Origin of the sequence: Campylobacter sp. BCW_6468, from assembly GCF_001762865.1 — a bacterium.
Lineage (GTDB): Bacteria > Campylobacterota > Campylobacteria > Campylobacterales > Campylobacteraceae > Campylobacter_D > Campylobacter_D jejuni.
This window is the reverse complement of the sequence record NZ_MJXQ01000030.1, coordinates 57,479-82,736: the sequence shown is the minus strand read 5'-3', so window position 1 is coordinate 82,736 and position 25,258 is coordinate 57,479. Positions and strand designations below refer to the sequence as shown.

The 25,258-nt window shown below is 30.6% G+C and carries 26 protein-coding genes and 3 pseudogenes; 17 read left to right on the top strand and 12 right to left on the bottom strand.

What is annotated here, in order from left to right; translation table 11 throughout:
* Window positions 1-8: 8 nt before the first annotated feature.
* The 11 genes and pseudogenes from AJ889_RS03205 to AJ889_RS03150 form a co-directional block, all read right to left on the bottom strand.
* Window positions 9-1,562 (bottom strand): peptide MFS transporter, encoded by a 1,554-nt coding sequence (locus tag AJ889_RS03205; RefSeq protein ID WP_002867729.1) that lies wholly within the window; start codon window positions 1,560-1,562, stop codon window positions 9-11.
* A gap of 198 nt (window positions 1,563-1,760) precedes the next feature.
* Window positions 1,761-2,440, bottom strand: a pseudogene (locus tag AJ889_RS09615) (oligopeptide:H+ symporter).
* Window positions 2,441-2,478: 38 nt separating this feature from the next.
* Entirely contained in the window at window positions 2,479-2,832 is a 354-nt protein-coding gene (locus AJ889_RS09610; protein ID WP_230108722.1) for an amino acid transporter, read from the bottom strand.
* A gap of 8 nt (window positions 2,833-2,840) precedes the next feature.
* Complete coding sequence (locus AJ889_RS09605) at window positions 2,841-3,251, bottom strand: amino acid transporter (RefSeq protein WP_032584675.1); 411 nt, start codon at window positions 3,249-3,251, stop codon at window positions 2,841-2,843.
* 126 nt (window positions 3,252-3,377) lie between these two features.
* Window positions 3,378-3,926: a hypothetical protein gene (locus AJ889_RS03180; protein ID WP_002859998.1), complete on the bottom strand. Its 549-nt coding sequence runs from the start codon at window positions 3,924-3,926 to the stop codon at window positions 3,378-3,380.
* Entirely contained in the window at window positions 3,919-5,025 is a 1,107-nt protein-coding gene (locus AJ889_RS03175; protein WP_072227280.1) for a hypothetical protein, read from the bottom strand. Before AJ889_RS03175 ends, AJ889_RS03180 begins: the two co-directional genes overlap by 8 nt.
* Window positions 5,012-5,887 carry a GTPase Era gene (gene era, locus AJ889_RS03170; RefSeq protein ID WP_002935094.1) on the bottom strand — a complete coding sequence of 292 codons (876 nt, stop codon included), beginning with the start codon at window positions 5,885-5,887 and terminating at the stop codon, window positions 5,012-5,014. Before era ends, AJ889_RS03175 begins: the two co-directional genes overlap by 14 nt.
* Window positions 5,884-7,203, bottom strand: a complete 1,320-nt coding sequence (gene hslU / locus AJ889_RS03165) for an ATP-dependent protease ATPase subunit HslU (protein ID WP_002869809.1) — start codon at window positions 7,201-7,203, stop codon at window positions 5,884-5,886. The genes era and hslU overlap by 4 nt, the downstream gene beginning before the upstream one ends.
* Window positions 7,200-7,742, bottom strand: a complete 543-nt coding sequence (hslV, locus tag AJ889_RS03160) for an ATP-dependent protease subunit HslV (protein WP_002781630.1) — start codon at window positions 7,740-7,742, stop codon at window positions 7,200-7,202. The genes hslU and hslV overlap by 4 nt, the downstream gene beginning before the upstream one ends.
* Window positions 7,742-8,185 carry a 50S ribosomal protein L9 gene (gene rplI / locus AJ889_RS03155; protein WP_002859592.1) on the bottom strand — a complete coding sequence of 148 codons (444 nt, stop codon included), beginning with the start codon at window positions 8,183-8,185 and terminating at the stop codon, window positions 7,742-7,744. The genes hslV and rplI overlap by 1 nt, the downstream gene beginning before the upstream one ends.
* 12 nt (window positions 8,186-8,197) lie before the next feature.
* Window positions 8,198-9,418: an argininosuccinate synthase gene (locus AJ889_RS03150; protein ID WP_002935099.1), complete on the bottom strand. Its 1,221-nt coding sequence runs from the start codon at window positions 9,416-9,418 to the stop codon at window positions 8,198-8,200.
* A 155-nt stretch (window positions 9,419-9,573) separates the two neighbouring features.
* Here AJ889_RS03150 and AJ889_RS03145 point away from each other — a divergent pair, with 155 nt between their 5' ends.
* The 13 genes and pseudogenes from AJ889_RS03145 (at window position 9,574) to AJ889_RS09585 (ending at window position 20,295) form a co-directional block, all read left to right on the top strand.
* Entirely contained in the window at window positions 9,574-9,819 is a 246-nt protein-coding gene (locus AJ889_RS03145) for an RNA-binding S4 domain-containing protein (RefSeq protein ID WP_002864726.1), read from the top strand.
* Window positions 9,816-10,223, top strand: coding sequence for a tRNA (adenosine(37)-N6)-threonylcarbamoyltransferase complex ATPase subunit type 1 TsaE (tsaE, locus tag AJ889_RS03140; protein WP_002867644.1), 408 nt, complete (start codon window positions 9,816-9,818; stop codon window positions 10,221-10,223). The genes AJ889_RS03145 and tsaE overlap by 4 nt, the downstream gene beginning before the upstream one ends.
* The gene (gene lptB / locus AJ889_RS03135) at window positions 10,216-10,944 is read left to right on the top strand and encodes an LPS export ABC transporter ATP-binding protein (protein ID WP_002855252.1); all 729 of its coding nucleotides are present in this window, start codon (window positions 10,216-10,218) and stop codon (window positions 10,942-10,944) included. Before tsaE ends, lptB begins: the two co-directional genes overlap by 8 nt.
* The gene (locus tag AJ889_RS03130) at window positions 10,944-12,194 is read left to right on the top strand and encodes an RNA polymerase factor sigma-54 (protein ID WP_002869812.1); all 1,251 of its coding nucleotides are present in this window, start codon (window positions 10,944-10,946) and stop codon (window positions 12,192-12,194) included. Before lptB ends, AJ889_RS03130 begins: the two co-directional genes overlap by 1 nt.
* Before the next feature lie 163 nt (window positions 12,195-12,357).
* Window positions 12,358-13,782: an anaerobic C4-dicarboxylate transporter gene (locus AJ889_RS03125; RefSeq protein ID WP_070293250.1), complete on the top strand. Its 1,425-nt coding sequence runs from the start codon at window positions 12,358-12,360 to the stop codon at window positions 13,780-13,782.
* Window positions 13,783-13,923: 141 nt separating this feature from the next.
* A pseudogene (gene kdpF / locus AJ889_RS09155) lies at window positions 13,924-14,111 on the top strand (K(+)-transporting ATPase subunit F).
* Window positions 14,112-14,120: 9 nt separating this feature from the next.
* Window positions 14,121-14,324 carry a potassium-transporting ATPase subunit KdpA gene (locus tag AJ889_RS09600; protein ID WP_032584672.1) on the top strand — a complete coding sequence of 68 codons (204 nt, stop codon included), beginning with the start codon at window positions 14,121-14,123 and terminating at the stop codon, window positions 14,322-14,324.
* Window positions 14,305-14,637: a potassium-transporting ATPase subunit KdpA gene (locus tag AJ889_RS09595; RefSeq protein ID WP_215424921.1), complete on the top strand. Its 333-nt coding sequence runs from the start codon at window positions 14,305-14,307 to the stop codon at window positions 14,635-14,637. The genes AJ889_RS09600 and AJ889_RS09595 overlap by 20 nt, the downstream gene beginning before the upstream one ends.
* A complete protein-coding gene (kdpA, locus tag AJ889_RS03110) occupies window positions 14,637-15,812 on the top strand; it encodes a potassium-transporting ATPase subunit KdpA (RefSeq protein ID WP_070293248.1) in 1,176 nt (391 codons plus the stop codon). The genes AJ889_RS09595 and kdpA overlap by 1 nt, the downstream gene beginning before the upstream one ends.
* Before the next feature lie 9 nt (window positions 15,813-15,821).
* Window positions 15,822-17,873, top strand: a pseudogene (gene kdpB, locus AJ889_RS03105) (potassium-transporting ATPase subunit KdpB).
* A gap of 1 nt (window position 17,874) precedes the next feature.
* Window positions 17,875-18,453, top strand: coding sequence for a potassium-transporting ATPase subunit C (locus tag AJ889_RS03100; RefSeq protein ID WP_044278543.1), 579 nt, complete (start codon window positions 17,875-17,877; stop codon window positions 18,451-18,453).
* 58 nt (window positions 18,454-18,511) lie between these two features.
* Window positions 18,512-19,627: a sensor histidine kinase KdpD gene (locus AJ889_RS09590; RefSeq protein ID WP_224326895.1), complete on the top strand. Its 1,116-nt coding sequence runs from the start codon at window positions 18,512-18,514 to the stop codon at window positions 19,625-19,627.
* 23 nt (window positions 19,628-19,650) lie between these two features.
* Window positions 19,651-20,295 (top strand): DUF4118 domain-containing protein, encoded by a 645-nt coding sequence (locus AJ889_RS09585; protein ID WP_079261384.1) that lies wholly within the window; start codon window positions 19,651-19,653, stop codon window positions 20,293-20,295.
* 101 nt (window positions 20,296-20,396) lie between these two features.
* Here the strand turns inward: AJ889_RS09585 and uvrB are convergent, their stop codons facing one another.
* Entirely contained in the window at window positions 20,397-22,370 is a 1,974-nt protein-coding gene (uvrB, locus tag AJ889_RS03090) for an excinuclease ABC subunit UvrB (RefSeq protein WP_032584670.1), read from the bottom strand.
* Window positions 22,371-22,523: 153 nt separating this feature from the next.
* On the opposite strand from uvrB, the gene AJ889_RS03085 reads away from it, so the two are divergent.
* Genes AJ889_RS03085 through AJ889_RS03070 form a run of 4 tightly spaced genes read left to right on the top strand, consistent with a single transcriptional unit; the run spans window position 22,524 to window position 25,255 of the window.
* A complete protein-coding gene (locus AJ889_RS03085; RefSeq protein WP_002852327.1) occupies window positions 22,524-22,754 on the top strand; it encodes a hypothetical protein in 231 nt (76 codons plus the stop codon).
* Window positions 22,744-22,986: a hypothetical protein gene (locus AJ889_RS03080; protein WP_002854947.1), complete on the top strand. Its 243-nt coding sequence runs from the start codon at window positions 22,744-22,746 to the stop codon at window positions 22,984-22,986. Before AJ889_RS03085 ends, AJ889_RS03080 begins: the two co-directional genes overlap by 11 nt.
* Window positions 22,983-23,420: a prepilin-type N-terminal cleavage/methylation domain-containing protein gene (locus AJ889_RS03075; RefSeq protein ID WP_002852324.1), complete on the top strand. Its 438-nt coding sequence runs from the start codon at window positions 22,983-22,985 to the stop codon at window positions 23,418-23,420. The genes AJ889_RS03080 and AJ889_RS03075 overlap by 4 nt, the downstream gene beginning before the upstream one ends.
* Window positions 23,402-25,255: a primosomal protein N' gene (locus AJ889_RS03070; RefSeq protein WP_074484734.1), complete on the top strand. Its 1,854-nt coding sequence runs from the start codon at window positions 23,402-23,404 to the stop codon at window positions 25,253-25,255. Before AJ889_RS03075 ends, AJ889_RS03070 begins: the two co-directional genes overlap by 19 nt.
* Window positions 25,256-25,258 lie beyond the last annotated feature (3 nt).

The following is a 25,258-nucleotide window of genomic DNA, read 5'->3' as shown; positions in this document are numbered from 1 at the left end:
CCTTAATATTAATTTTTTAGTATTTTATTGATAGGTTTTTTGAGTATAAGTAAAATTATAACAGCACCAAGTAATATCCACATACATTGGTAAAATAAATTTGGCAAATAAGCTATATTTTCTTCACTTGCTTTACCACCTATGAATCCAGCTAAAGCATTACCTAATGCACTTGCTACAAACCAAAGTCCCATGACTTGAGATTTAATTAAATTAGGTGCAATTTTTGTCATTATAGAAAGTCCCACAGGGGAAAGGCAAAGCTCTCCTAAAACCATAAGCAAAAAGCTACTGACAAGCCACCAAGGTGAAACTAAAATAATTTGTGATGAATTTTCTAAATTTTCTCTTAATGTATTAGCATCGCCATTTAAACTAATTGCATGATTTGAAGCTAAAGCCATTATTAAAAATGCCAAAGCTGCACCCAAAAGTCCTAATGCAAATTTAATAATAGATGAAATTTCTTTATTATTTTTGGCACATATAGTCCATATAAAAGCACTAAAAGGTGCAAAAAGTATAACAAATAAACCTCCAAGAGATTGAAACCATATTGTAGGAATTTCATAATTTAATATGGTTTTATCTGTTAATTTTTCTGCAAAAAAATTAAAAGAAGTATATTGTTGCTCATATACTGACCAAAATAACGCAGCCGCTAAAAATAAAACAATAAAAATAATTAAATTTCTTTTTTCTTCTATTTTTAAAGAAGTAAAAGCGAAAAGATATAAAAAATAAATTCCAGCACAAGCTAAGATAGTTAGAATAATATTTTTATTAATAACTTGTGCATCTAATTTTATAAAACCACCAAGGATTAAAAATATTGCTCCAAGCAAAACAATACCTGATACAATGATGATGTAAAATGCGTTTTTGCTTTTTTTGCTTGGTCTATCCCAAGTAGAGTCTATGCCAACTTTTTCATCAAATTCTTTTAAATCAGGCATAGTTTTTAGGTAGAAAATAATTACCGCTAAAAGCATACCAATCCCACCTGCACCAAAACCAAAGTGCCATCCGTATTCTTTTTGTAAAAAGCCGCAAATTAAAGGAGCTACAAAAGCACCAAAATTAAAGCACATATAAAAAAGAGTAAAACCAGAGTCACGCCTTGCATCATTTTTTTTATAAAGCATTCCAACCATTACAGAAGCACAAGTTTTAAAAAGTCCTGTACCTATAACCAAAAAAACCATACCAACAAAAATCATTTTATTGTTAAAATAAGAAAAGGCTATGCACAAATGTCCAAATGCTATAGTTAGAGCACCTAGTAAAATTGCTCTTTTTTGTCCTAAGTAATTGTCCGCAAGCCATCCACCCGGCAAAGCAGCAAGATATAAACAACTTGCAAAAATTCCCATAATTGCACTTGCTTCTTCAGGTTTTAAGTTCATTCCACTTTTTTCAAAACTTGCTATCATAAAAAGGTAAAGCAAGGGACGAATTCCGTAAAAAGAAAATCTTTCCCAAAGCTCAGTAAGTGAAAGAGATAAAAGTGGTTTTGGATGTCCAAAAAATGAAGTATCTAAATTTTTTACATTTTTACTCAATTTATATCCTTTGTGTATTTTTATTTATAAATTATAGACAAGAAATTAAAAAATATGTATAACTTTGTAATATTTTTAAATGATTTATATCATAATGTTACTTTTTTGCAAATATAAAAAAAGAAATATTAAGATCAATTTTCAACTTTGGTGTATTTTGTATTTTAAGTTTAGTTAGATAATTGCTTATTTTTTTTGTTAAGATGGTTTTTTAGCAATAAAAAGCAAAAGTGCTACAACAAAAAGCATCCACATGCATTGTCCAAAAATATTAGGAAGTTGATCGATGTTTTTAATATTGACATTTCCTCCTATAAGTCCTGCAACAAAATTTCCAAGCGCACTTGCTACAAACCAAAGTCCCATGATTTGATTTTTGATTAAATCAGGGGCAACCTTAGCCATTATAGAGAGTCCAATAGGAGACACGCATAATTCCCCAAGTGTTAAAAAGAATATACTTATGATAATCCAAGCCATGGATATTGGCAAACCATTGTTGTTTATTAGATTTTGTGAAGCAAAGGTCATCATCATAAAACCAATACCGGCAAATAATATTCCTAAAGTAAATTTTCCAATGGAAGAAAAATATATATTTTTTTCTCTAAAAATATCCAAATATAACTTGCTATAGGAGCAAGTATGATGATAAAAATTGGATTAAAAGATTGAAACCAGTTTGTTGGAATTTTCCAATCAAAAATATTTCTATTTGTAAAATCTTGCGCAAAAAGATTATAAGCAGTAGGTTTTTGTTCAAAAGCACTCCAAAAAAAAGTGGCTGCAAAGAATAAAACAATTAAAATTATTAATTGTTGTTTCTCTCTTTTATTTAAGGCTTTAAAAACAAAAAGATATATGAAATAAATTACCAAGCATAGTAAAATTACAATTAGAAGTTTTTTTGATAGTATTATATGGGATTAATATTTACAAGATTAATAAACATTAGAAAAAATCCAATAATACTTAACAAGCTTATACTTAGTATAAGAGTTAAATTTTTTACTTTTTTAAATGGTTGTTCCCAGTTTTGCTTTAAGGTACAATTTTTATGAAATTCTTCAAGCTCAAGGGCAGCTTTAAAATATAAAATAAGCAAAGAGATTAGCATACCTAAACCTCCTATGACAAATCCTAAATGATAATTCCATTTTGCTTGAACAAAACCACATATAAGAGGAGCAATGAATGCTCCAATGTTAATTCCTATATAAAAAATCGTATAGCCAGTATCGCATCTTGTATTATTTTGTTTATACAACATTCCAACTGTTACAGAAGCGCTAGTTTTAAAAAATCCAGTACCAATAACGATAAAAGAAGTCCTAGGAAAAATATAGGTGTGCTTAAAATAGATAAGGCTATGCTAATATGTCCTAAAGCTATAATAAAAGAACCTAAAAATAAAGCCTTTTTTTGCCCTAAATAATTATCAGTAATCCAGCCTCCAGGAAGTGCTGCTAAATACAAGCATCCTGCAAAAATGCCATAAATTGCCGAGGCGTATTCAGTGCTTATTCCAAGTCCACCTTTGCTTATGGTTGTTGCCATGAAAAGCACAAGTAAAGATCGTATGCCATAAAAAGCAAATCTTTCCCAAAGTTCTACCATTGATAGAGAGAATAAAGGCTTGGGATGACCTAGTAAATTTGTATCGAGTTTTTGTATTTCTTGTTTAGTCACTTCCCAATACCTTTCTTTTTTATGCTTAAAATATTTTAACTAATAGTAATAGAAAAATAATTAAATTACAATATTTTTAAATATTTTTTTTATAATAATATTTAAAAATATAATATTTTAATATTATTATAAATTAACAAATTTAAACATTAAATCAAGCTTTAATTTTAAACCCTGTGTATTGTATAGTTTTATTTTATCAATTTTTAAAGCTATAGGAAGATTTTCTAAATTTTGTATAAAATTGAGCAAGTCTTTAAAGTTGCCATTTAAACTTAGAGAAACATAATTATAGTGAATAAAATTTTTGTTTTCTTGGGAAAATTTTATTTCATTAATGATTAAATTTTTGGATAAATTATTGATTTTTTTATTGAAAAAATCTTTATCATAAAAAAATAAATGCAATTTTTCTTTATAGTATTTTAATTTTTCTTCCTCTGTTTTTATCTGTTTTGTTAGCTTTGTCTCTATTTCTTTAAGATGTGAATTTTCTATTTTTGCTTCATTTAATGCAAGGTAATTATGTTCTACTAATGTTTTTTGAAAAATATCTTCCAAAAAGTGATCGTGAATTTTAAAAGCTAAAAACAAAGCACAAAGGCAGATAAAAGAAATAAAAAGAAATTTTTCCCTAGGATTTAAATTTTGCAAAAATATTTCTATTTTATTCATGTATGACTTCTAATATGATATTCAATGTTTCTTCATTTTTATCAAGAATTTTAAAAGCAGAATTTAGATTTTCTAATGCTCTTTTAAAGTGGTTTTCATCGATAAAAGAAAGAATGATTTTTGTTTGTTCAAATTCAAGATTTGTGATTTTAAGTTTATTGGAATTAAGCCATGATATGATTTGATTTAGAATGATTGCCTTATTTTTGTCTAAATTGATTTCTTTTGTTATGGTGGATAAAATATGAAATTGTTGTTGTGTAGATGATATTTTATTAGAAAGAGTAAAGTTTAAATCTTGTATGTTTGTTAATAATTTTTGCTTATCTTGTTTTAGTTTAGAAATTTCTTCTTGTATGATAAAATTTTTATTTTGAATTTCCTTATTTTGTTTGTACTCTATAAAATCTTTAAATAATAAAATCATCATGCTAAGACTAAAGCTAAAAATAAATATTAATATAATTTTAAAAGAAATAGATATTTTTATTTTATTATGCTTGATAAAATTACAATTTTGATCTAGATTTTTTATACTATATGAACTTAATTTCAATAAACTATTTTTATCAAGAATATCATTTAGATTTAAACATTTTATTTGAGATGAGAAGTAATGTTTGATTGTATTCAAATCCTGATAAAGTAGCAATTTGCTTTCATAGTGTTTTAAAAGTTCTGTAAATCGATTTTGTTTAAAAAATAAATCCATATTACCTGGATTGAAATTTTCGATTTTTTTAAGATTGATAAATTTTCCTTCTTGGTAAAAATATAAATATAAAGTTTGATCATATAAATTTAAAACACAATAATCACTTTCCTCAATAAATCTTTCATCAAACAAAGCTTGAAAAATTAAAGGCTCAGGAAAGCAAAAACGACTTTTTTTCAATTTGTAAACAGGCGCTAAAAAACAATGATAAATTTCATTATGTTTAAAAAAAGCTATTTGATAGTCAAAGGGTTTGCTTAGCTTAAAATCTGCGGTTAAATTGTTAAAAAGTTCGTCTTCTTTGGATATTCCTGTTCTTTGAGCATAAAGCAAATCTGTAGATTTTATAAAATTTATTTTATTTAATGAATTAATTTTCATCATTTAAAAGTTTTTTTAAAAATTCTTCATCTTTTTGCCAGTTTTTTTTCACTGTTACGAAAAGCTTTAAAAGTACTTTTTTTTGTGCAAGTTTTGAAATTTTAAAGCGTGCATCTTTGCCTATTCTTTTTAAAGTTGCCCCTTCTTTTCCTATAAGCATACCCTTGTGAGAGTTTGTATCTGTGATGATATTGGCTTCTAGGATTAAAAGATTAGGTGTGTCTTTGGTGCGATTGATAAGCACTTCGCTACTATAAGGAAGCTCATCGCTTAAATTTTCATAAATACTTTCAAGTATGAAATCTCTATAAAGTTCTTTTTCGCTACTCGCACTTAAAAATTCAGGATCATAAAAATACTCATGTTCATCAAGGTATTTTACTATCTCATCTAACAAGCCTTTTTTATAGCTTTTTTTCTTAGAAGAATAAGGAATGATAGCCTTAAAATGTTGGCTAAATTTTGCATATTCGCTAAGTTTTTTTAAAAGCGTAGCATTGTCGGTTAAATCTACTTTATTTAAAGCGATGATATGTGGTACTTGTGGGTTTAGACTAAGGAAATTTTCATAGTCTTTTGTACTATCAAAAACACTTGCCACAAATAAAATCACATCACAATCTCCCATGGATTTAATAGCACTTTGGACAAGCAGTTGATTAAGCGTAGCACCGCTTTCGTGAAGTCCTGGGGTATCGATGAAAATGATTTGATTTTTTTCATGCATCACTATGGCTTTGATTTTACGCCTTGTGGCGTTTTGTTTGTGAGAAACTAGGGCGATTTTTTCTTCTAATAAGGAATTGATTAAAGTACTTTTTCCTGCATTAGTACGCCCTATGATACTAACAAAGCCACTTTTCACAAAATATACCTTGCAAGATCTTTATTTTCTATGATATCTCCGAGTTTTTCTTCTACCATTTTTTTATCCACTACGAATTTTTTACCCGCATACTCATCAGCTTCAAAGCTTAGATCTTCAAGTAATTTTTCTATTACAGTATGTAAGCGTCTAGCACCTATATCTTGCATTTCTTCATTGGCTCTTGAAGCTATTTTTGCTATTTCTTTAATAGCTTCATCATTAAATTCAAGTTCTAAATTTTCAGTTTTTAAAAGCTGAGAGTATTGTTTTAAAAGTGAATTTTTAGGGCGTGTTAAAATTTCATAAAGAGCTTTATCATCAAGACTATCTAATTCCACTCTTAAAGGAAAGCGTCCCTGAAGTTCAGGGATAAGATCACTTGGTTTGCTAAGATGAAAAGCCCCTGCAGCGATAAAAAGAATATGATCGGTTTTTAAAGTACCTATTTTTGTTTGTACATTTGATCCCTCGACTATAGGAAGTAAGTCTCTTTGCACCCCTTCTTTACTTGGATCTTGGCGGTTTGAATTTCCGCTTGAAACAGCGATTTTATCGATTTCATCAATAAAAATAATACCTTCATTTTCCGCTCTTTTTAAGGCTTCGCTTTTGATGCTTTCTTGGTCTAGGATTTTTTCTCCTGCTTCATTTTTTAAAGCATTTTTAGCGTCTTTGATTTTCATTTCTTTTTTGACTTTTTTACTGCCAACGCCTATAACCTTAACTATATCTTGCATTGCACCCATTTCAGGAGGTAGGTTAGGATTGGTATCGAACATATTTTGTGAAATTTCTATCTCTATGGTGCTTTCATCAAGATCGCCATTTCTTAGTTTAGTTCTCATTTTTTCAAGACTGTTTTTATATTCTTCTTGTTTTTCATCGCTGATACCCTTTGGTAAAGGTGGCAAAAGTTTTTCTAAAATTTTATTTTCTATAAATTCATCGATTTTATCTTTGTTTTTTTCTCTTTGTTCGTTTTTTACTAAATTTAAAGCCGCATTAGCAAGATCTCTTACCATGCTTTCTACATCACGACCTACAAAACCTACTTCAGTATATTTACTCGCCTCGATTTTGATGAAAGGAAAGCCCATCATTTTAGCTAAACGCCTAGCGATTTCTGTTTTTCCTACACCTGTAGAACCTATCATCAAGATATTTTTTGGCACTATATCATCTTGCAACTCAGGGCTAAGTTGCATTCTGCGGTAGCGATTTCTTAAAGCTATAGCTATGATTTTTTTAGCTTTTTTTTGTCCTATAACATAATCATCTAAAAATTTAACGATTTCTTTTGGAGTTAGATTCATTTCTCATCCTCGATTACATAAGTTTTGATATTGGTATTGGTATAAATGCAAATTTCACCTGCGATTTGAAGACTTGATTTTACAAGTTCTTCTTCATCTAAATCGGTATGTTTTGCTAAGGCTCTAGCAGCTGAAAGCGCATAGTTTCCACCACTTCCTATAGCTGCGATTTGCCCATCTTCAGGTTCGACCACATCGCCTGTACCAGAAAGTAGAAAAATGTGATTTCTATCAAGTACGAGCATCATGGCTTCAAGTTTTCTTAGGTATTTGTCTTTTCTCCATTCTTTAGAAAAGTCAATCGCTGCTTTTAAAAGATCGCCTTTAGAACTTTGAAGGAGATTTTCAAACATATCAAAAAGATTAAAAGCATCAGCTGTTGATCCTGCAAAACCTGCTAAAACTTTGCCATTGTTGAGTTTTCTAATCTTTACAGCATTGCCTTTTAGCACCGTATTTCCAAAGCTTACTTGTCCATCTCCGCCAATTACGGATTTATTTTTACCTTTGTAAGCTAAAATCGTTGTTGCGTGAAACATTATTCTGCCTTTATATTTATGTTAAATTTAGCATGGATTGCGTGTCCAAGTTTTACGCTTACTTCGTGGATTCCTAAGCTTTTTAAGGTATCGCATTCCAAACTTTTTTTATCGATTTCTATATGGCTTTGTTCTTTTAGGGCGTGAGCGATTTCATCTTTGGTTACGCCACCAAACAAACTTCCATTTGCACCTACGGGTTTTGAAATTTCAAGAGTGATTTTGCTAAGTTCTTCTTTGAGTTTTTCTAAATTTACGATTTCAAAGCGTAAATTTTCAGCCTCTTTTTTCTTGTCGCTTTCATATTTTCTTAAAACTTCATTAGTAGCTGCTTTAGCAAAGCCTTTAGCGATTAAGAAATTTTGTCCGTAGCCGTCTTTTACTTCTTTTATTTCTCCTGCTTTTCCAAGTGCTTTTACATCTTTGATTAATAATACTTTCATTTTATTCCTTTATTAAAATTTTCTTCCATTTTTTCCTGCGATGATAAAACGCAAAGCATTAAGCTTGATAAAGCCTGCTGCGTCTTTTTGATTATACACTTCATCTTCTTCAAAAGTACAATAAGCTGCGTTAAACAAGCTATCGTTCGAACTTTCGCGTCCTATAACTATCACATTGCCTTTATAAAGCTCGAGTTTTACTCTGCCATTGGCGTGAATTTGAGACTCATCGATTAAGGCTTGAAGCATCATTCTTTCAGGCGAGAACCAATAGCCATTGTAAATTAAACTTGCGTATTTTGGCATGAGTTCATCTTTTAAGTGTGCTGCTTCTCTATCAAGCGTGATGCTTTCAAGCGCTCTGTGTGCTTTTAAAAGTATGGTACCGCCTGGAGTTTCGTAACAACCACGGCTTTTCATACCTACATAGCGATTTTCTACTATATCAAGGCGTCCTATACCGTGTTTGCAGCCTAGTTCGTTAAGTTTGGTTAAAAGTCCTGCAGGACTTAGTTTTTCTCCATTTATCGCTACTAAATCTCCTTTTTGGAAATCAAGTTCTATAATTTCACTTTCATTTGGAGCATCTTTTGGGCTTTTACTCCATCTCCACATATCTTCTTCAGGTGCGCGTGCAGGATCTTCTAAGACAAGTCCTTCGTAAGAAATATGAAGTAAATTTGCGTCCATAGAATAAGGGGATTTTCCTTTTTTCTTAGAAATATCAATACCGTGTTTTTGTGCATAAGTAAGGAGTTTTTCACGACTGTTTAAATCCCACTCACGCCATGGAGCGATGATTTTTAAATCGGGATTAAAAGCAAGATAACCAAGTTCAAAACGCACTTGATCATTTCCTTTACCTGTGGCACCATGACTTACTGCATCAGCACCTGTTTGCAGGGCGATTTGTGCTTGAGTTTTTGCTATAAGTGGTCTTGCTATACTTGTTCCTAAAAGATATTCTCCTTCATAAATCGCATTGGCTCTAAACATAGGAAATACATAATCTTTAACAAATTCATCTCTTAAATCTTTAATGAAAATATTTTCTTCTTTTATGCCTAAAGAAAGGGCTTTTTTTCTTGCAGGTTCGAGTTCTTCACCTTGACCAATATCTGCTGTAAAAGTTACAACTTCACAATTATACTCATCTTGAAGCCATTTTAAAATAATGCTCGTATCAAGCCCCCCAGAATACGCTAAAACTACTTTTTTTACTTCATTTTTCATAAGATATCCTTTGTTAAAATAGATTTGAAAATTGTAAAATTGTATCCAAATTTCATTAAAGAAAAGTTTTTACTTGCTATTTTCTTAAAAAAATAAAGCAAAGGCGTAAGCAAATTTTGTTCCAAAAATTGATTTTTTTTGCTAAAATTGCTTTTATGAGAGTAGATAAATTTTTAAATGTAGTTAATATCACGAAAAGAAGAGCTATTTCTGAAGATATGTGTAAAAGTGGTGTAGTGGGGATTAATGGCGTTATTGTTAAGGCGAGTAAAGAGGTTAAGGTAGGTGATATTATCACTTTACATTTTACTGAATACACTCAAAAATATAAAGTGCTAGCTCTACCTAGTACGAAAAGCATTCCTAAAAACGCACAAAATGAATATGTGGTAAAATTATGAAAGAATTTATTTTAGCAAAAAATGAGATCAAAACGATGCTTCAAATAATGCCTAAAGAAGGTGTTGTTTTGCTTCAAGGAGATTTGGCTAGCGGAAAAACAAGCTTAGTGCAAGCTTGGGTTAAATTTCTTGGTCTTGATGCAAGGGTGGATTCTCCAACTTTTTCCATTATGCAAAGATATGAAAATCATGATATTTGCATTTATCATTATGATATTTATCAAGAAGGTTTAGAAGGACTTTTAGCGAATGGTTTATTTGAAAATTTTTTTGAAAAAGGTTTGCATTTGGTTGAATGGGGCGGTGAAAATTTGAAAAAAACTTTAATGAAATTTGGAATTTCTACTATCCAGATTAAAATTAGCATTAAAGATGACAAAAGAAAGTATGAAATTTATGAGTAAATTAGAAATTGTAAATTTGGAAAAAATTATTAAAAAAACTAAGATTATACATGGAATTTCTTTGGAGGTTAATAGCGGAGAAGTTGTAGGACTTTTAGGGCCAAATGGTGCAGGAAAAACAACAACTTTTTATATGATATGTGGACTTATTTCTCCAAGTAGTGGAAAAGTTCTTTTAGATGGTTTAGATGTGACAAAAGATCCTTTAAATAAAAGAGCTCGATCAGGGATAGGTTATTTACCTCAAGAAAGTAGTATTTTTAAGGATTTAAGTGTAGAAGATAACCTGCTTTTAGCGGCTCAGATTTTTTATAAAGATAAAAAAATTTTACATGATAAAGTTGAGCAAATGCTTGAACTTTTAAGTATAGAACCTATTCGTTTAAGGAAAGGTTTAAGTTTAAGTGGAGGCGAAAGAAGGCGTTGTGAGATCGCTCGAAGTTTGATGTGTGAACCTAAGTTTTTGCTTCTTGATGAGCCTTTTGCAGGTGTTGATCCTATAGCAGTAGCTGAAATTCAAACTTTAATTAAAGAGCTTAAAAGATTAGGAATTGGGGTTTTAATTACCGATCATAATGTGCGTGAGACTTTGGCTATTTGTGATAGAGCTTATGTTATAAGATCAGGTTCTTTACTTGCTAGTGGGAATGCTGATGAAATTGCAACCAATAAAGACGTGAAAAAGTATTATTTAGGAGCGGAGTTTAAACTCCTTGATTGATGTTAAAGCAAAAAATCACCCAAGCGCCCAAGACTAAAATTTCTCAAACTTTACGCTCTTGGTTGCCTATTTTACAAGCAAATATAGAGGATTTAAAAGAAAATTTAGATAAATTTGCTGAGGATAATCCTTTCTTAAATGTTCAAGATTCGATACAAACTCATGATAAGGGTAAGAATTATTTTGATTCATTTTATAAACATAATGTAAATTCGGCTTTTGTGGATAGTAAAGGACTTGCCAAAAAAAGTGTTTATGAGCTTTTAAATGAACAGATTCTTCCTCCTTTGTTTCCTACAAGCAAATCTCAAGAACTTGCAAAAAAAATTATAGAATGCTTAAATGAGGAGGGATATTTTGAACACGATGAAGAATTTTTAAAAGAGTATTCTTTGGAAGAAATTGAGCGAGTAAGAGCAAGATTTAAATTTTTAGATCCTACAGGAGTGGGAGCTAAAGATTATAAAGAAGCATTTTTATTTGCTCTTGAAAATATGGAGTTAGATGAAGATATTGATGAGTTTTGTAGAATGTTGATTATGGATTTTGAAAATATACAAAACTATACCAAAGAGCCTTTATATAAAGAAGCATTAGCTGTACTTAAGCGCTTTAGCACTCCCCCTTTTTTGGAATATTTTGAAGATTCTCGTATAATTGTTCCTGATATTTTTGTTTATAAAGAAAATGGTGAAATTAAAGTAAAAATCAATGATGATTATTATCCTGAAATTTCAATCCAAACTGATGGTTTAGAGCATGATTTTTTAAGTCATTACATCAAAGAAGCAAAAAATTTAGTTGATGCTTTAGCGATGAGAAAAGCTACTCTTTATAAAATAGGGCTTATGATAGTAGAATATCAATATGATTTTTTTATGGGAAAAGAGATAAAACCTATGACTTTTAAGGATTTAGCACTTGATTTAGAACGCAATGCTTCGACTATATCAAGAGCTGTGGCAAATAAATATTTAAGTTGTGAAAGAGGACTTATCCCTTTGCGTGATTTTTTTGCTTTTGCTCTTGATGAAGAGGGAGAGACTTCAAATGTAGGTGTTAAAGAATTTGTAGCAAATTTGGTAAAGAATGAAGATCGAAATAAACCTTTAAGTGATAGTAAAATTTTAGAATTAATCAAAGAAGAATTTAAAGTCGATATAGGGCGAAGAACTATTACAAAATATCGCAAACATCTTAATATAGCAAGCTCTACAGATAGAAAAAAATTATATGAACTTGAAGGATAAAATTCTATCAATCTATCAAACCCATTACACTTTTGTTTTATATTTAAATTTAATTTAAATAATATAAAAAATTATTGTTTTATTTTTAGAAATATTATTCTTTAATTTAAAAATGTGATACAATAATAACTGTTTTTAAATATTAATTTTCAAAGGAGTTAAAATGGACTTTTTAACAGGCCTTAGTGAGGGAGGGCAATTTGCAATCCAAATCATTATCGTTTTAATTTGTCTTTTTTACGGTGCAAAAAAAGGCGGCATAGCGCTTGGTTTACTTGGTGGTATAGGTATTTTAATGCTTGTATTTGCTTTTCATATAAAGCCTGGAAAACCAGCCATAGATGTTATGCTTACAATTTTAGCGGTAGTGGTTGCGAGTGCAACTTTGCAAGCAAGCGGTGGTTTGGATGTTATGCTTCAAATAGCAGAAAGAATTTTAAGACGCAATCCTAAGTTTTTAACAATATTAGCGCCTTTTGTAACCTGCTTTTTGACTATACTTTGTGGAACAGGACATGTGGTTTATACTATTATGCCTATTATTTATGATATAGCGATTAAAAACGGTATTCGTCCTGAGCGTCCAATGGCGGCAGCTTCTATATCGTCACAAATGGGTATTATTGCATCTCCTGTATCTGTGGCTGTTGTGAGTTTGACTGCTTTGCTTTTAAATGCTAATCATAAATTAGCAGGTTTTGATGGTTATATTAATCTTCTTCAAATTACCATACCTAGTACATTATTTGGTGTATTGTGTATAGGAATTTTTTCTTGGTTTAGAGGAAAAGATTTGGATAAAGATGAGGTATTTCAAGAAAAACTTAAAGATCCTGAATTTAAAAAATATGTTTATGGGGATTCTAAAACACTTTTAGGTGTTAAACTTCCAAAAAGCGATTGGGTTGCAATGTGGATTTTCTTAGGTGCTATTGCTTTAGTGGCTTTGCTTGGTGTGTTTGATAATCTAAGACCAAATTGGGGTCAAGTGGTAAAAAATGGCATTCCTCAAGTAGATGCTTTAGGCAATCCTAAAATGGATGTTTTATCCATGGTTTCAGTTATTCAGATGTTTATGCTTTTAGCAGGTTCTTTGATTATCATCTTTACTAAAACAGAAACTAAAAAAATCGGCTCTAATGAAATTTTTAAATCAGGTATGATAGCACTTGTTGCGGTTTTTGGAATTTCTTGGATGGCTGATACTATGTTTGCAGTTCACACTCCTATGATGAAAGCAGCGCTTGGAGATATAGTAAAAGAGCATCCTTGGACTTATGCTGTAATGCTTCTTTTAATTTCAAAATTTGTAAACTCTCAAGCAGCGGCTATTTCGGCTTTTGTTCCTTTGGCTTTAGGAATTGGTGTTGAACCTGGTGTGATTGTTGCTTTTGCGGCTGCTTGTTATGGATATTATATTTTACCAACTTATCCAAGCGATTTGGCTACTATACAATTTGACAGATCAGGTACTACTCACATCGGTAAATTTGTTATCAATCATAGTTTTATTTTACCAGGTCTTATAGGTGTAATCACTTCTTGTATAGCAGGATATTTTATCGCTATGGCAGCGGGTTATCTTTAACAATTTTTAGCAGGATTTTTCCTGCTAAATTCTTCATTTGTCTTTTTATTTAATATAGATAAAAATTATAAATAAATCATAAAATTAGTATTAATCAAAATATAAGCTTAACAAGGATAGGATAAATCCTATTTTGAATCAATGAGAAAGGGCTATTCTATGGATGTTATCTTTGCTTTGCTTCTACTTTTAGCTTTTGGTAGTTTATGGTTTTTTATCCATTTTTGTGAAATTCAAACTAGGACAAGCGGATGATATTTTTACTAGTTTTAAGCTTAATACTTGCTCTTTATTTATTTTATGCTCTATTATATCCTGAAAAATTTTAAAGGAAAAATATGCTAGAAATTTTAATAACACTGATTATAGCTTTTATATCGGCTTTAATTTTTGGAAACTATCTTTATAAAATTGCAAGCTGTAAAAAAACTATTTTTGATTTTATTTTTAATCCAATTGATAACTTAATTTATAAAATTTGTGCAATTGATAGAAAAAATATGACTTGGCAAAAATTATTCTTTGCATTTAATTGCTTTTAATGCCTTAGTGGCTATTTTTTCTTTCGTGATTTTTTATTTGCAAGATAAACTTTTTTTAAATCCCAATTCGATAAATTCTATGAAAGGGGATTTGAATTTAAATACTGTAATTAGTTTTATTACAAATACAAACCTTCAGCATTATAGTGGAGAGAGTGCTTTAAGTTTGCTTTCGCAAAATACAGGCATTTTACTTGCTATGTTTGTTTCAAGCGCAAGTGGATATTCTGCTTGTATGGCTTTTTGTCGTGCTTTATGTAGTATGCAAATGGGAAATTTTATGAAGATTTTACGCGTATTATTACGCGTTTGATGTTGCCTTTAGGTTTTATTTTGGCTGTAATTTTTATCTCTGAAGGCGTGGTGCAAAATTATCACGCAAATTTTAGCGTGCTTACTTTAGAAAATAAATTTCAAAGCATTGCCACAGGTCCTGTTGCAGCTCTTGAGTCTATAAAACATTTAGGGACAAATGGGGGTGGTTTTTTTGGTGCTAATTCAAGCATGCCTTTTGAAAATCCTACTTTACTTACAAATTTTTTGCAAATTTTATCCATGATGCTTATTCCTAGTGCCTGTGTTGTAGCTTTTGGATTGATGGTTTATCATAGAAAAGAAAGACAAGGTTTTGCTCTTATGGGAAAAGAAGGGGGAGTTATTTTTGGTGCAATGGGGATTATTTTTATCATTTCTTTGCTTTTAATTTATTTTAGCGAAAAAATGTCAAATCCAAATTTGGATTTTTTGGGTTTAAATGCAAATTTGGGAAATTTGGAAGGTAAAGAAATAAGATTTGGCACAGATGGTTCGAGTTTATTTAGTGCTGTAACTACCGCTTTTACTACAGGAAGCGTCAATAATATGCACGATAGTTTAAATCCATTAAGTATCAGTGCTACTTTGCTAAATATGATGCTAAATATAGCTTTCGGTGGCGAAGGAGTAGGGCTTATGAATATGATTATTTATGTGCTTTTAACCGTGTTTATTTGTGCATTAATGATAGGTAGAACTCCAGAATTCTTGGGTAAAAAAATAGAAAGCGCACAAATGAAGCTTATAGCTTTGGTAATTCTTATCCATCCTTTATTAATCCTTGTTTTAAGTGCATTAGCTGTTGTTTTTGCAAAAGATAGTATAAGCAATCCTAGCTTTCATGACTTGGCTCAAATTTTGTATGAATTTAGTTCTTCGGCAGCAAATAATGGTTCAGGACTTGAAGGTTTAAAAGATGATAATTTATTTTGGAATTTAAGCACAGCTTTTGCTATGTTTTGTGGGCGTTATTTGGTTTTAATAGCTCAGCTTGCTATAGCTGGATCGCTTTTGGCTAAAAATACACAAGAAAATACTGCAAATTCTTTAAAAACGGATAATTTAACTTTTATGTTTGTGCTTGTTTGTATTATATATATTTTTGCTGCACTTACTTTTTTTCCAGTGCTTACTTTATCAAGCGTTGCAGAATATTTATCTTTATGGCATTAAGGAGAGTCAATGTCTAAAAAACAAAATAAACTCATTACAAAAGAAATTTTAAATAATGCCATAAAAAAAGGAGCATTTTTAAAATTTGATCCACGCTTGATGGTAAAAAATCCTGTTATGTTTATGGTGGAAGTTGGATCGATTCTTACTTTGATTTTAAGTATTTTTCCTACTTTATTTAATGGAAATTCTGATGAAAGAATTTATAACATCTTAATCACTTTTATTTTATTTATAATCTTGCTTTTTGCAAATTTTGCAGAAAGTATTGCAGAAGGAAGGGGTAAAGCCCAAGCAGCTACCTTAAGACAAAGCAAAAAGGATTCTAAAGCTAGACGCATAAAAAGTGATGGCAGTGAAGAAATGCTTAATTCTAGCGAGTTAAAAATAGGTGATATAGTTTTAGTTAAAGCAGGTGAACTTATACCTAATGATGGAGAAATTATAGAAGGTGCTGCAAGTGTTGATGAATCAGCTATTACAGGTGAAAGTGCACCTGTTATGCGTGAAGCGGGCGGTGATTTTTCTTCTGTTACAGGTGGGACTACGGTTTTAACTGATTTTTTAAAGATTAAAATTTTAGTTGGAGCTGGGGAAAGTTTTTTAGATAAAATGATCAATCTTGTAGAAGGTGCTGCGCGTCAAAAAACTCCAAATGAAATTGCTCTTAATACTCTTTTAATTGCACTTAGTTTGAGTTTTTTGGTGGTGGTTGTAAGTTTATATCCTTTTATACAATTTTTAGGCGTGAGTTTGCCTATTTCATGGTTAGTAGCATTGCTTGTATGTCTTATTCCTACAACTATAGGGGGGGGGCTTTTATCAGCTATAGGAATAGCAGGTATGGACAGGGTAACGCGTTTTAATGTGATCGCACTTTCAGGCAAGGCTGTTGAAAGTTGTGGTGATGTTGATACTATGATTTTAGATAAAACAGGAACGATTACTTTTGGAAACCGTTTGGCAAATGAATTTTATGAAGTCCAAGGTATAAGTAAAGAAAAAATGATTAAAGCTTGTGTTTTATCCTCTTTAAAAGATGAAACTCCAGAAGGTAAAAGCATAGTTGCATTGGCTTAAAAAATGGGTTATGAATTAGAAGGTAATGATATTAAAGAATTTATCGAATTTAGCGCTCAAAATAGAATGAGTGGTGTGGATTTGCAAGATAATATAAAAATTCGCAAAGGTGCTTTTGATGCTATAAGAGCTTATATAAGCGAAATGAATGGAAAAATTCCTAGCGATTTAGAAACTAAGGTAATGGAAATTTCAAATCTTGGTGGTACTCCTTTGGTAGTGTGTAAAAATGAAAAAATTTTAGGAGTGATTTATCTAAAGGATACAGTAAAACCAGGACTTAAAGAGCGCTTTGATGAGCTTAGAAAAATGGGCATAAAAACTTTAATGTGTACCGGAGATAATCCTTTAACAGCAGCTACTATAGCCAAAGAAGCAGGGCTTGATGGATTTATAGCAGAATGCAAGCCTGAAGATAAAATAGAAGCTATTAAAAAAGAACAAGCCCAAGGTAAGATAGTAGCCATGACAGGAGATGGAACCAATGATGCTCCAGCTCTTGCACAAGCTGATGTAGGTATAGCTATGAACTCAGGAACTCAAGCAGCCAAAGAAGCAGCCAATATGATAGATCTTGATTCTAATCCTACTAAAATTTTAGAAGTAGTTGAAATAGGAAAAGGTTTGCTTATTACTAGAGGCAGTCTTACAACTTTTAGTATGGCAAATGATATTGCTAAGTATTTTGCTATTTTACCTGCTATGTTTAGTGTGGTTTTACCTCAAATGCAAATTTTAAATATTATGCATTTAGCTACCCCGCAAAGCGCTATTTTATCAGCACTTATTTTTAATGCTATTATTATACCTTTGCTCATACCTATTGCTATGCGTGGAGTTAAATTTAAGCCTATGAAAAGCGAGCATTTGCTTTTAAGAAATTTAAGTATTTATGGTTTGGGTGGTATGATCGCACCTTTTATAGGGATAAAAATAATTGATATTCCTATAGCTTGGATACTTAGAATTTTAGGAGTGTGATATGCTTAGAACTTTGCTTAGTTTTTTTGTGGTAATGCTAATATTGTGTACTCTTGTTTATCCTTTTGCTTTAAATACAGTTGCAAAATTTATTTTTCCTTATCAATCAAGTGGAAGTTTAGTAGATAAAGAAGGTCGTCCGAATTTGGATGTAAGCAAAGCGGTAGGTTCAAAGCTTTTGGGTCAAGATTTTAATAAACCTTATTTTCTACATTCAAGAACATCTGTGTCAAATTACAATACAAGCGATACAAATGAAAGCAGTGTAAGTTCAGGTGGATTTAATTATGCTATGTCAAATCCTGCTTTAAAAGAGCGTGTGCAAAAAGATTTGCAAAAATTTTTAGATGAAAATCCGCAAATTACAAAAGAACAAATTCCTTTGGATTTATTAAGTGCTTCAGGATCAGGTCTTGATCCTCATATCAGTCTTCAAGCAGCCCTAGTACAAATTCCTAGGATAAGTCAATCTTCAAAAATCACCAAAGAAGAACTAGAAAAAATCATTCAAGAAAATACCGAGTCTAAATTTTTAGGGATTTTTGGGGAAGAAAAGGTTAATGTTTATAGCTATTGCTAAAGCCATGAAAAAAGAATAAACATGCAAAGACAAAGTCCTGAACAAATTCTTAAAAAACTTGAGGTTAAAGCCAAGGAAGAAGAAAAAAAACAAACTTGCAAAATTAAAAATCTTCTTAGGTTATGCTGCAGGTTCTGGAAAAACTTATGCTATGTTAAGTGAAGCTAGAACTTTAAGGGATAATGGAATTGATGTTGTTTTAGGCTATATAGAGCCTCACGATAGACCTGAAACAATGGCTTTAACACAAGGTTTTGAAAGCATAGCTAATCTTGAAATCCCTTATAAAAATATAGTATTAAAAGAATTTGATTTAGACGCTACCCTTAAGAGAAAGCCTGCTTTGGTTTTGGTAGATGAGCTTGCACACACTAATGCTAAAGGCTTGCGTAATGAAAAGCGTTTTCAAGATATAGAAGAACTTCTAAAAGCAGGGATTGATGTTTATACTACTTTAAATATACAGCATTTAGAAAGTTTAAATGATTTAGTCGCTAATATCAGTAAGATAGAAGTTAAAGAGCGTATTCCTGATCGTATTTTTGATGAGGCTGATCAGGTTGAACTTGTTGATATTGAACCTAATAAGCTTTTAAAAAGAATGCAAGATGGTAAAATTTATAAGGAAAAACAAGCCAAACTAGCACTTGAAAATTTCTTTCGCCAAGAAAGACTTATAGCTTTGCGTGAGATTGCCTTAAGAAGACTTGCTTCAAGAGTGAATTTAAGAGCAAGTAAACAAAGGCTTATTAATGATGATTTAGCTTATCATACTGGAGAGCATATTTTAGTTTGTATTAATGCTTCAAATGCAAAGGTTATTCGTGCGGCTGCAAGACTTGCTTTAGCTTTTCATGCTAAATTGAGTGCGCTTTATATAAAAAATCCCAATATTAAAGAAGAAAAAGCCTTAGAAGAAAATATAGAACTAGCTAAAAGTTTTGATGCTGAAATCATTAGCGTATATGATGATATAGCAAGACAAATTGCAGAGTATTCAAGTCTTAGCAATGTTTCTAAAATTGTTTTAGGTAAAAATAAAGATAAAAAAAGTTTAAAGAAGAGATTTTTGAAGCTGTTGCTAAAAAAGCACCCAATATTGATTTATATCTTGTTAATGAAAATCAAATTTCTACTCCTAAAATACGAAGTAAAAAAGGTTTTGATTTTTTAGGTTTTTTAAAAATCACAGGAGTTTTGCTTTTAGCAACTTTTATAGCTTTTGTATTTCATAAATTTAATACTCAGCCAAGTAATATGGTTATGATTTTTATTTTAGCAGTTTTTGCTTCTTCTTTTATTTCTGATAATAAAATTTTCGCCTTTTATTCTTCTTTGGTAAGTGTTTTGATTTATAATTTTTTCTTTTTAGAACCTATTTTTAGTCTTAAAGTTCATGATAGTGGAAATATTATTACTTTTACAACCATGTTTATAGTTGGATTTTTAACAGCTGTTTTTACTAGAAGATTAAAATTGCAATCTAAAGAACTCACTAAAAGAGCTTATAGAACAGCTATTTTGCTTGAAAATAGTGAAAATTTAGCAAGAGTGAAAAGCAAACAAGAGCTTTGGGAACAACTTGGAAATCAAGCTTTAAAATTATTAAATTTGCCTATTATTATTTATCCTATAAATAAAAACAATATTTTATCGAAACCTTTGTTGTTTTTTAACGATGATAAGCAAATGTTAAAAAATTGTTTTAGTGCTGATGAGATTGCTATTGCTCAATGGGTTGCAACAAATAAAGAAAGAGCAGGTGTTTGTACAAATACCCTGCCTAATGCTAATGCTATGTATTTACCTATAGAAGATGGGAAAAAACTAAAGGGGTTATAGGTATAGTTTTAAAAGAAAAACGTCCCTTGCAAGACTTTCAGTATGAAATTTTAAGTGCTTTACTTAATGAGGCAGGAGTTAGAACAAGGGATATATTTTTATTATAAATCCCTTAATTTATTAATCTCATCTCTAATAGCAGCAGCTTTTTCAAACTCAAGTGCTTTAGCTGCTTCAAGCATTTGTTTTCTTAACTCTTTGACAAGTTTAGCTCTTTCGCTAGCAGGCATTTTTTCTAGTTTTTTACCTTTGCGATAAATTTCGCCTAAATCCTCTTCATTTTTCAAACTCTCTTCAATATGGCGTTTGACTGAAGTTGGCGTGATATTGTGTTTTTTATTATAAGCCATTTGAAGTTTGCGGCGTTCATTGGTGGTATCCATAGCTTCTTGCATGGATTTTGTGATTTTTTTGCAAAAAAGCAAAACCTTACCATTGACATTTCTAGCTGCTCTTCCCATGGTTTGGATTAAACTTGTAGTGCTTCTTAAAAATCCTTCCTTATCTGCATCCATAATGGCAATGAGTGAAACTTCAGGTAGATCTAGTCCTTCTCTAAGTAAGTTAATGCCAATTAGCATATCAAAAGCACCGCTTCTTAAACCTCTTATGATTTCATTGCGTTCTATAGCATCGATGTCTGAGTGCATGTATTTGACTTTTATACCAAGCTCTAAATAATACCTTGTAAGTTCTTCAGCGAGTTTTTTAGTTAGCACAGTCACTAAAACACGTTCATTCCTTTGTATGACTTTTTTAGCCTCATCAAATAAAATTTCAACCTGATTATCACTATCTTTTAACTCTATTAAAGGATCAAGCAGTCCCGTAGGACGCATGATTTGATGAAAGATGTTTTCTTTGCTAAGTTCAAGTTCTAAAGGTGCAGGTGTGGCTGAAACAAAAAGAAATTGACAATTTTTATGGATAAATTCATCAAACATTAAAGGACGATTATCCAAGGCTGAAGGCAAACGAAAACCATAATCTACCAAGGTTTGTTTTCTGCTTCTATCTCCTGCAAACATACCTCTAAATTGTGGTAAAGATACATGGCTTTCATCGACTATAACAAGAAATTTCCTATTTTTAATCGCAAAATAATCAAAAAGCGTATAAGGAGTATCACCTTCTTTAAGCCCTGTTAAATGCCTTGCATAGTTTTCAACTCCTTTACACATTCCTGTGCTTGTAAGCATTTCAAGATCAAATTCAACCCTTTGTTTAAGGCGTTGATATTCTACGAGTTTATTTTCATGTTCAAAATAAGCAAGGCGTTCGTTAAGTTCTGCTTTTATGTCTTTTATCGCTTGTTTTAATCTTGTTTCGCCCACGCTAAACTGGCTTGTAGGATAGAGTATGAAGCGTTTTAAATCTTTACCTTTTTTATTTTCTAAAACATTGTAATGATACATAGCATCAAGCTCATCGCCAAAAAATTCAAGTCTTACTACTTCATCTTCATAATAAGCTGGATAAATATCTATAATATCTCCTTGAACTCTAAAATCTGCACGATCAAAAAAATTATCATTTCTTTTATAACCCATATCTACAAGTTTTTTTAAAAGTTCTTTTTGTGAAATTTGCATACCTAGTTCAAAGATTAAAACCATGCCTATGTATTCATTTGGATTACCAAGTCCATAATTTGCCGAAACGCTAGCTATGCAAACTACATCTTCATAACTTAAAAGAGAAGCAGTAGCGCTCAGTCTTAAACGCTCTAAGTCTTCATTAGTGGAGCTGTCTTTTTCTATGAAAACATCAGTGCGTGGGATATAGGCTTCAGGTTGATAATAATCATAATAAGATATAAAATATTCCACATGATTTTTAGAAAAAAAGCCTTTAAATTCGCTATAAAGTTGTGCACAAAGGCTTTTGTTGTGACTCATGATAAGAGTAGGCATATTAAGTTCTTTAATGACATTTGCCATGGTAAAGGTTTTTCCACTTCCTGTAACGCCTAGTAAGGTTTGATATTTGTTGCCTTTTTTTATACTTTTTACTATACCTTTTATGGCTTCTTGTTGATCAGGACTAGGTTTAAATTCGCTGGTAAGTTCTAACATTTTTCTACTTTATTTTTATTTTTGAAAAAATTTTAAAAGAAAATGCTTTAATTAAAAATTAATTGACAATAAAAACCTAAATTTAAATTTTTTTCTGCTACAATATCAAATAATATTTTCCATAAATTACAAATTTTTTAAGAAGGCAAAAATATGTTTGATGAAAAAATAATCAATACTATGACAGATAAAGTAAATGAATTAATTGAAAAGTATAACGAAGTTTGCGAAGCCAATGAGGCTTTAAGAAATGAGCTTGTAAGCGTTAAAGCACAAAATGAAGCAAAAAGTAATCAAATCATGCGTTTAGAAGAAGAACTTAAATCTCGCAATATAGAAAGCGAAGATATTTATAAGAAAATAGAGGCTGTTCTTGGCAGATAATCTAAAACAAGTCATTGTTAATGTTAATGCAAAAGATTTCATTGTTAAGTGCAGTGAAGAATTTGCAAATTTTTTAGAAGATGATATCGCTTTGATTTCAGGGGGTACTAAAAAAATAGAACTTAAACGCTTTGTAGATGCGTTTGTTAAAAAAAGTTATGAAAATTATATTCTAGAAAGAGAACTTAAGAAACTAATAAAAGCAATCAATGAAGAACTCCCGACAAAATGAATAAAGCTTTTACTCTGCTTGAGCTTGTTTTTGTGATTTTGATTTTGGGAATTTTGTCAAGCTTATCTTTATCTTTTATCAATACTACAAAAGATGAGGTTAAAATTTTAAAATTAAAAATGGACTATGAAATGCTAAGCTCAGCTCTTGCTTTAATGCGTAGTCAAATGAGACTTAAAAATTTAAATTTTCCAGAAATTTTAGATAATGCGCAAAACAATCAAGCCAAAGAAAAACTCTTTTATTGTTTAAATGATTGTGATTATTCTTTGCTTGATACACCTATTTATTCTGATTTTAAATCTTGGATAAAAATAGGTAAAAATCACTATAGATTTGCATTAAATGCTAAAGAGATGGTTGAATTTATTTATGATTCTAAAGAAGGTTTGTTAAAATGTATAGGAAGTTCTAGATGCAAAGATCTGATATAAGATATTATGAACTTGCAATTTGTGGTTTGTATTTGGATAATTTAACTTTTCATAGTTTTGATGAAATCAAACCTTTAACACAAGTATTAGTGGATTTAAAATCTAAAAAAAATCTTAAAGCCATCGTACTTAAAGAATGTCAAAAACCTGATTTTAAAACTATAGAAATTAAAGAAATTACAAAGTATTTTCTAACTCCTTTGCAACTTGAATTGGCAAATTTTATTGTTTATTATTATGCTTCAAAACTTGGTTTTGTTTTGGGTTTTTTTGAAACTAGTCCTAAGTATGAATGTCAAAAAATGTTTTTTAAAGATACCCCTAAGCTAAGCAATCAACAACAAAATGCCTTAAGTTTTCTTCAAAAAGAAAATAATTCTTTGCTTTTTGCTGACACAGGTAGTGGTAAGACTGAAATTTATATTTCTTTAATAAAAGAGTGTTTAGAACAGGGTAAGCAAGCTTTACTTTTGATGCCAGAAATCGCACTTACTCCACAAATGCAAAAGCGTTTAGAAGTATATTTTAAGGATAATTTTTTCCTGTGGCATTCTAAAATTTCAAAGAAAAAAAAGCAAGAATATTTAGAGTGTTTTTGCAAGGGAGAAGTGCTTTTAGTAGCGGGTGCAAGATCGGCTTTGTTTTTACCTTTTAGAAATTTAGGACTTATTGTAGTAGATGAAGAACACGATAATTCTTATAAGGCTTCTAACCAGCCTTTTATCAATGCAAGAGATTTAGCACTTTTTTTGGGTCAAAAAAATAATATTAAAGTGGTTTTAGGTTCTGCAACCCCATCTTTAACGAGCTTTTATAAACAAAAAAGTTTTAGACTAAAAGGAACTTTTTTTGAGAGTAAAAAACATTTTTTATATGATGAAAATGAGCTCGGTATAACACCTATGCTTTTAAGTGAATTAGAAAAAAGTTTAAAACATCAAAAACAAGCTATAGTGTTTTTACCTACAAGGGCTAATTTTAGGCAAATCATTTGCAAGGATTGTGGAGAAACGATAAAATGTCCTTTTTGTTCTATTGCTATGAGTATGCATAAAAAGAAAAATATTTTAAAATGTCATTATTGTAATTATACTTCTTTAATAGAGCAAAATTGTCCAAGTTGCAAAGGAGAAATGTTAGAAGCTAGAAAAATGGGGACTGCTGAACTTTTAGAGCTTTTGCAAAATGCTTTGCCTTTAGCAAAAATAGCAAAATTTGATAGCGATGAAATCACAAGCGTTAAAAAGCTTAATACTATTTTAAAAAACTTTAATGAAAATAAGATCGATATACTTATTGGCACTTCTATGCTTGCTAAAGGACATGATTATCATAGTGTGGATTTGAGTGTGATTTTAGGGCTTGATGAATATTTGTTGCGTCCTAGTTTTAGAGCGAGTGAAGAAACTTTAGCTTTAGCTATGCAAGTTGCAGGCAGGGCAGGGCGTAAAGGCGAAGCAAGAGTACTTTTGCAAACAAAAAATAGAGCTTTTTTTGAAAGGTATATAGAGAATTATGATGCTTTTTTAAAAGATGAGTTAGAAAATAGAAAAGATCTTTACCCCCCATTTAAACGCCTTTTAAGAGTTCTTATAGAAGATAAAGATCAAAAAAGTGCACAAAAACTTTGTGAAAAATTTGCTTCTCAATTTAGAAATATCAAACAGGTAGAATTGGTAGGCTATGGAATTTGTGGAGTTGAAATGCTGTATGGAAAATATCGTTTTTATTTGTTGCTTAGAAGTGAAAATCATAAAGCTTTAGTGGCAATTGAAAATTATATTTTGCAATTTAAAAATGCAAGTGCGGATATTGATCCTATTGATTTTGTGTAAGTG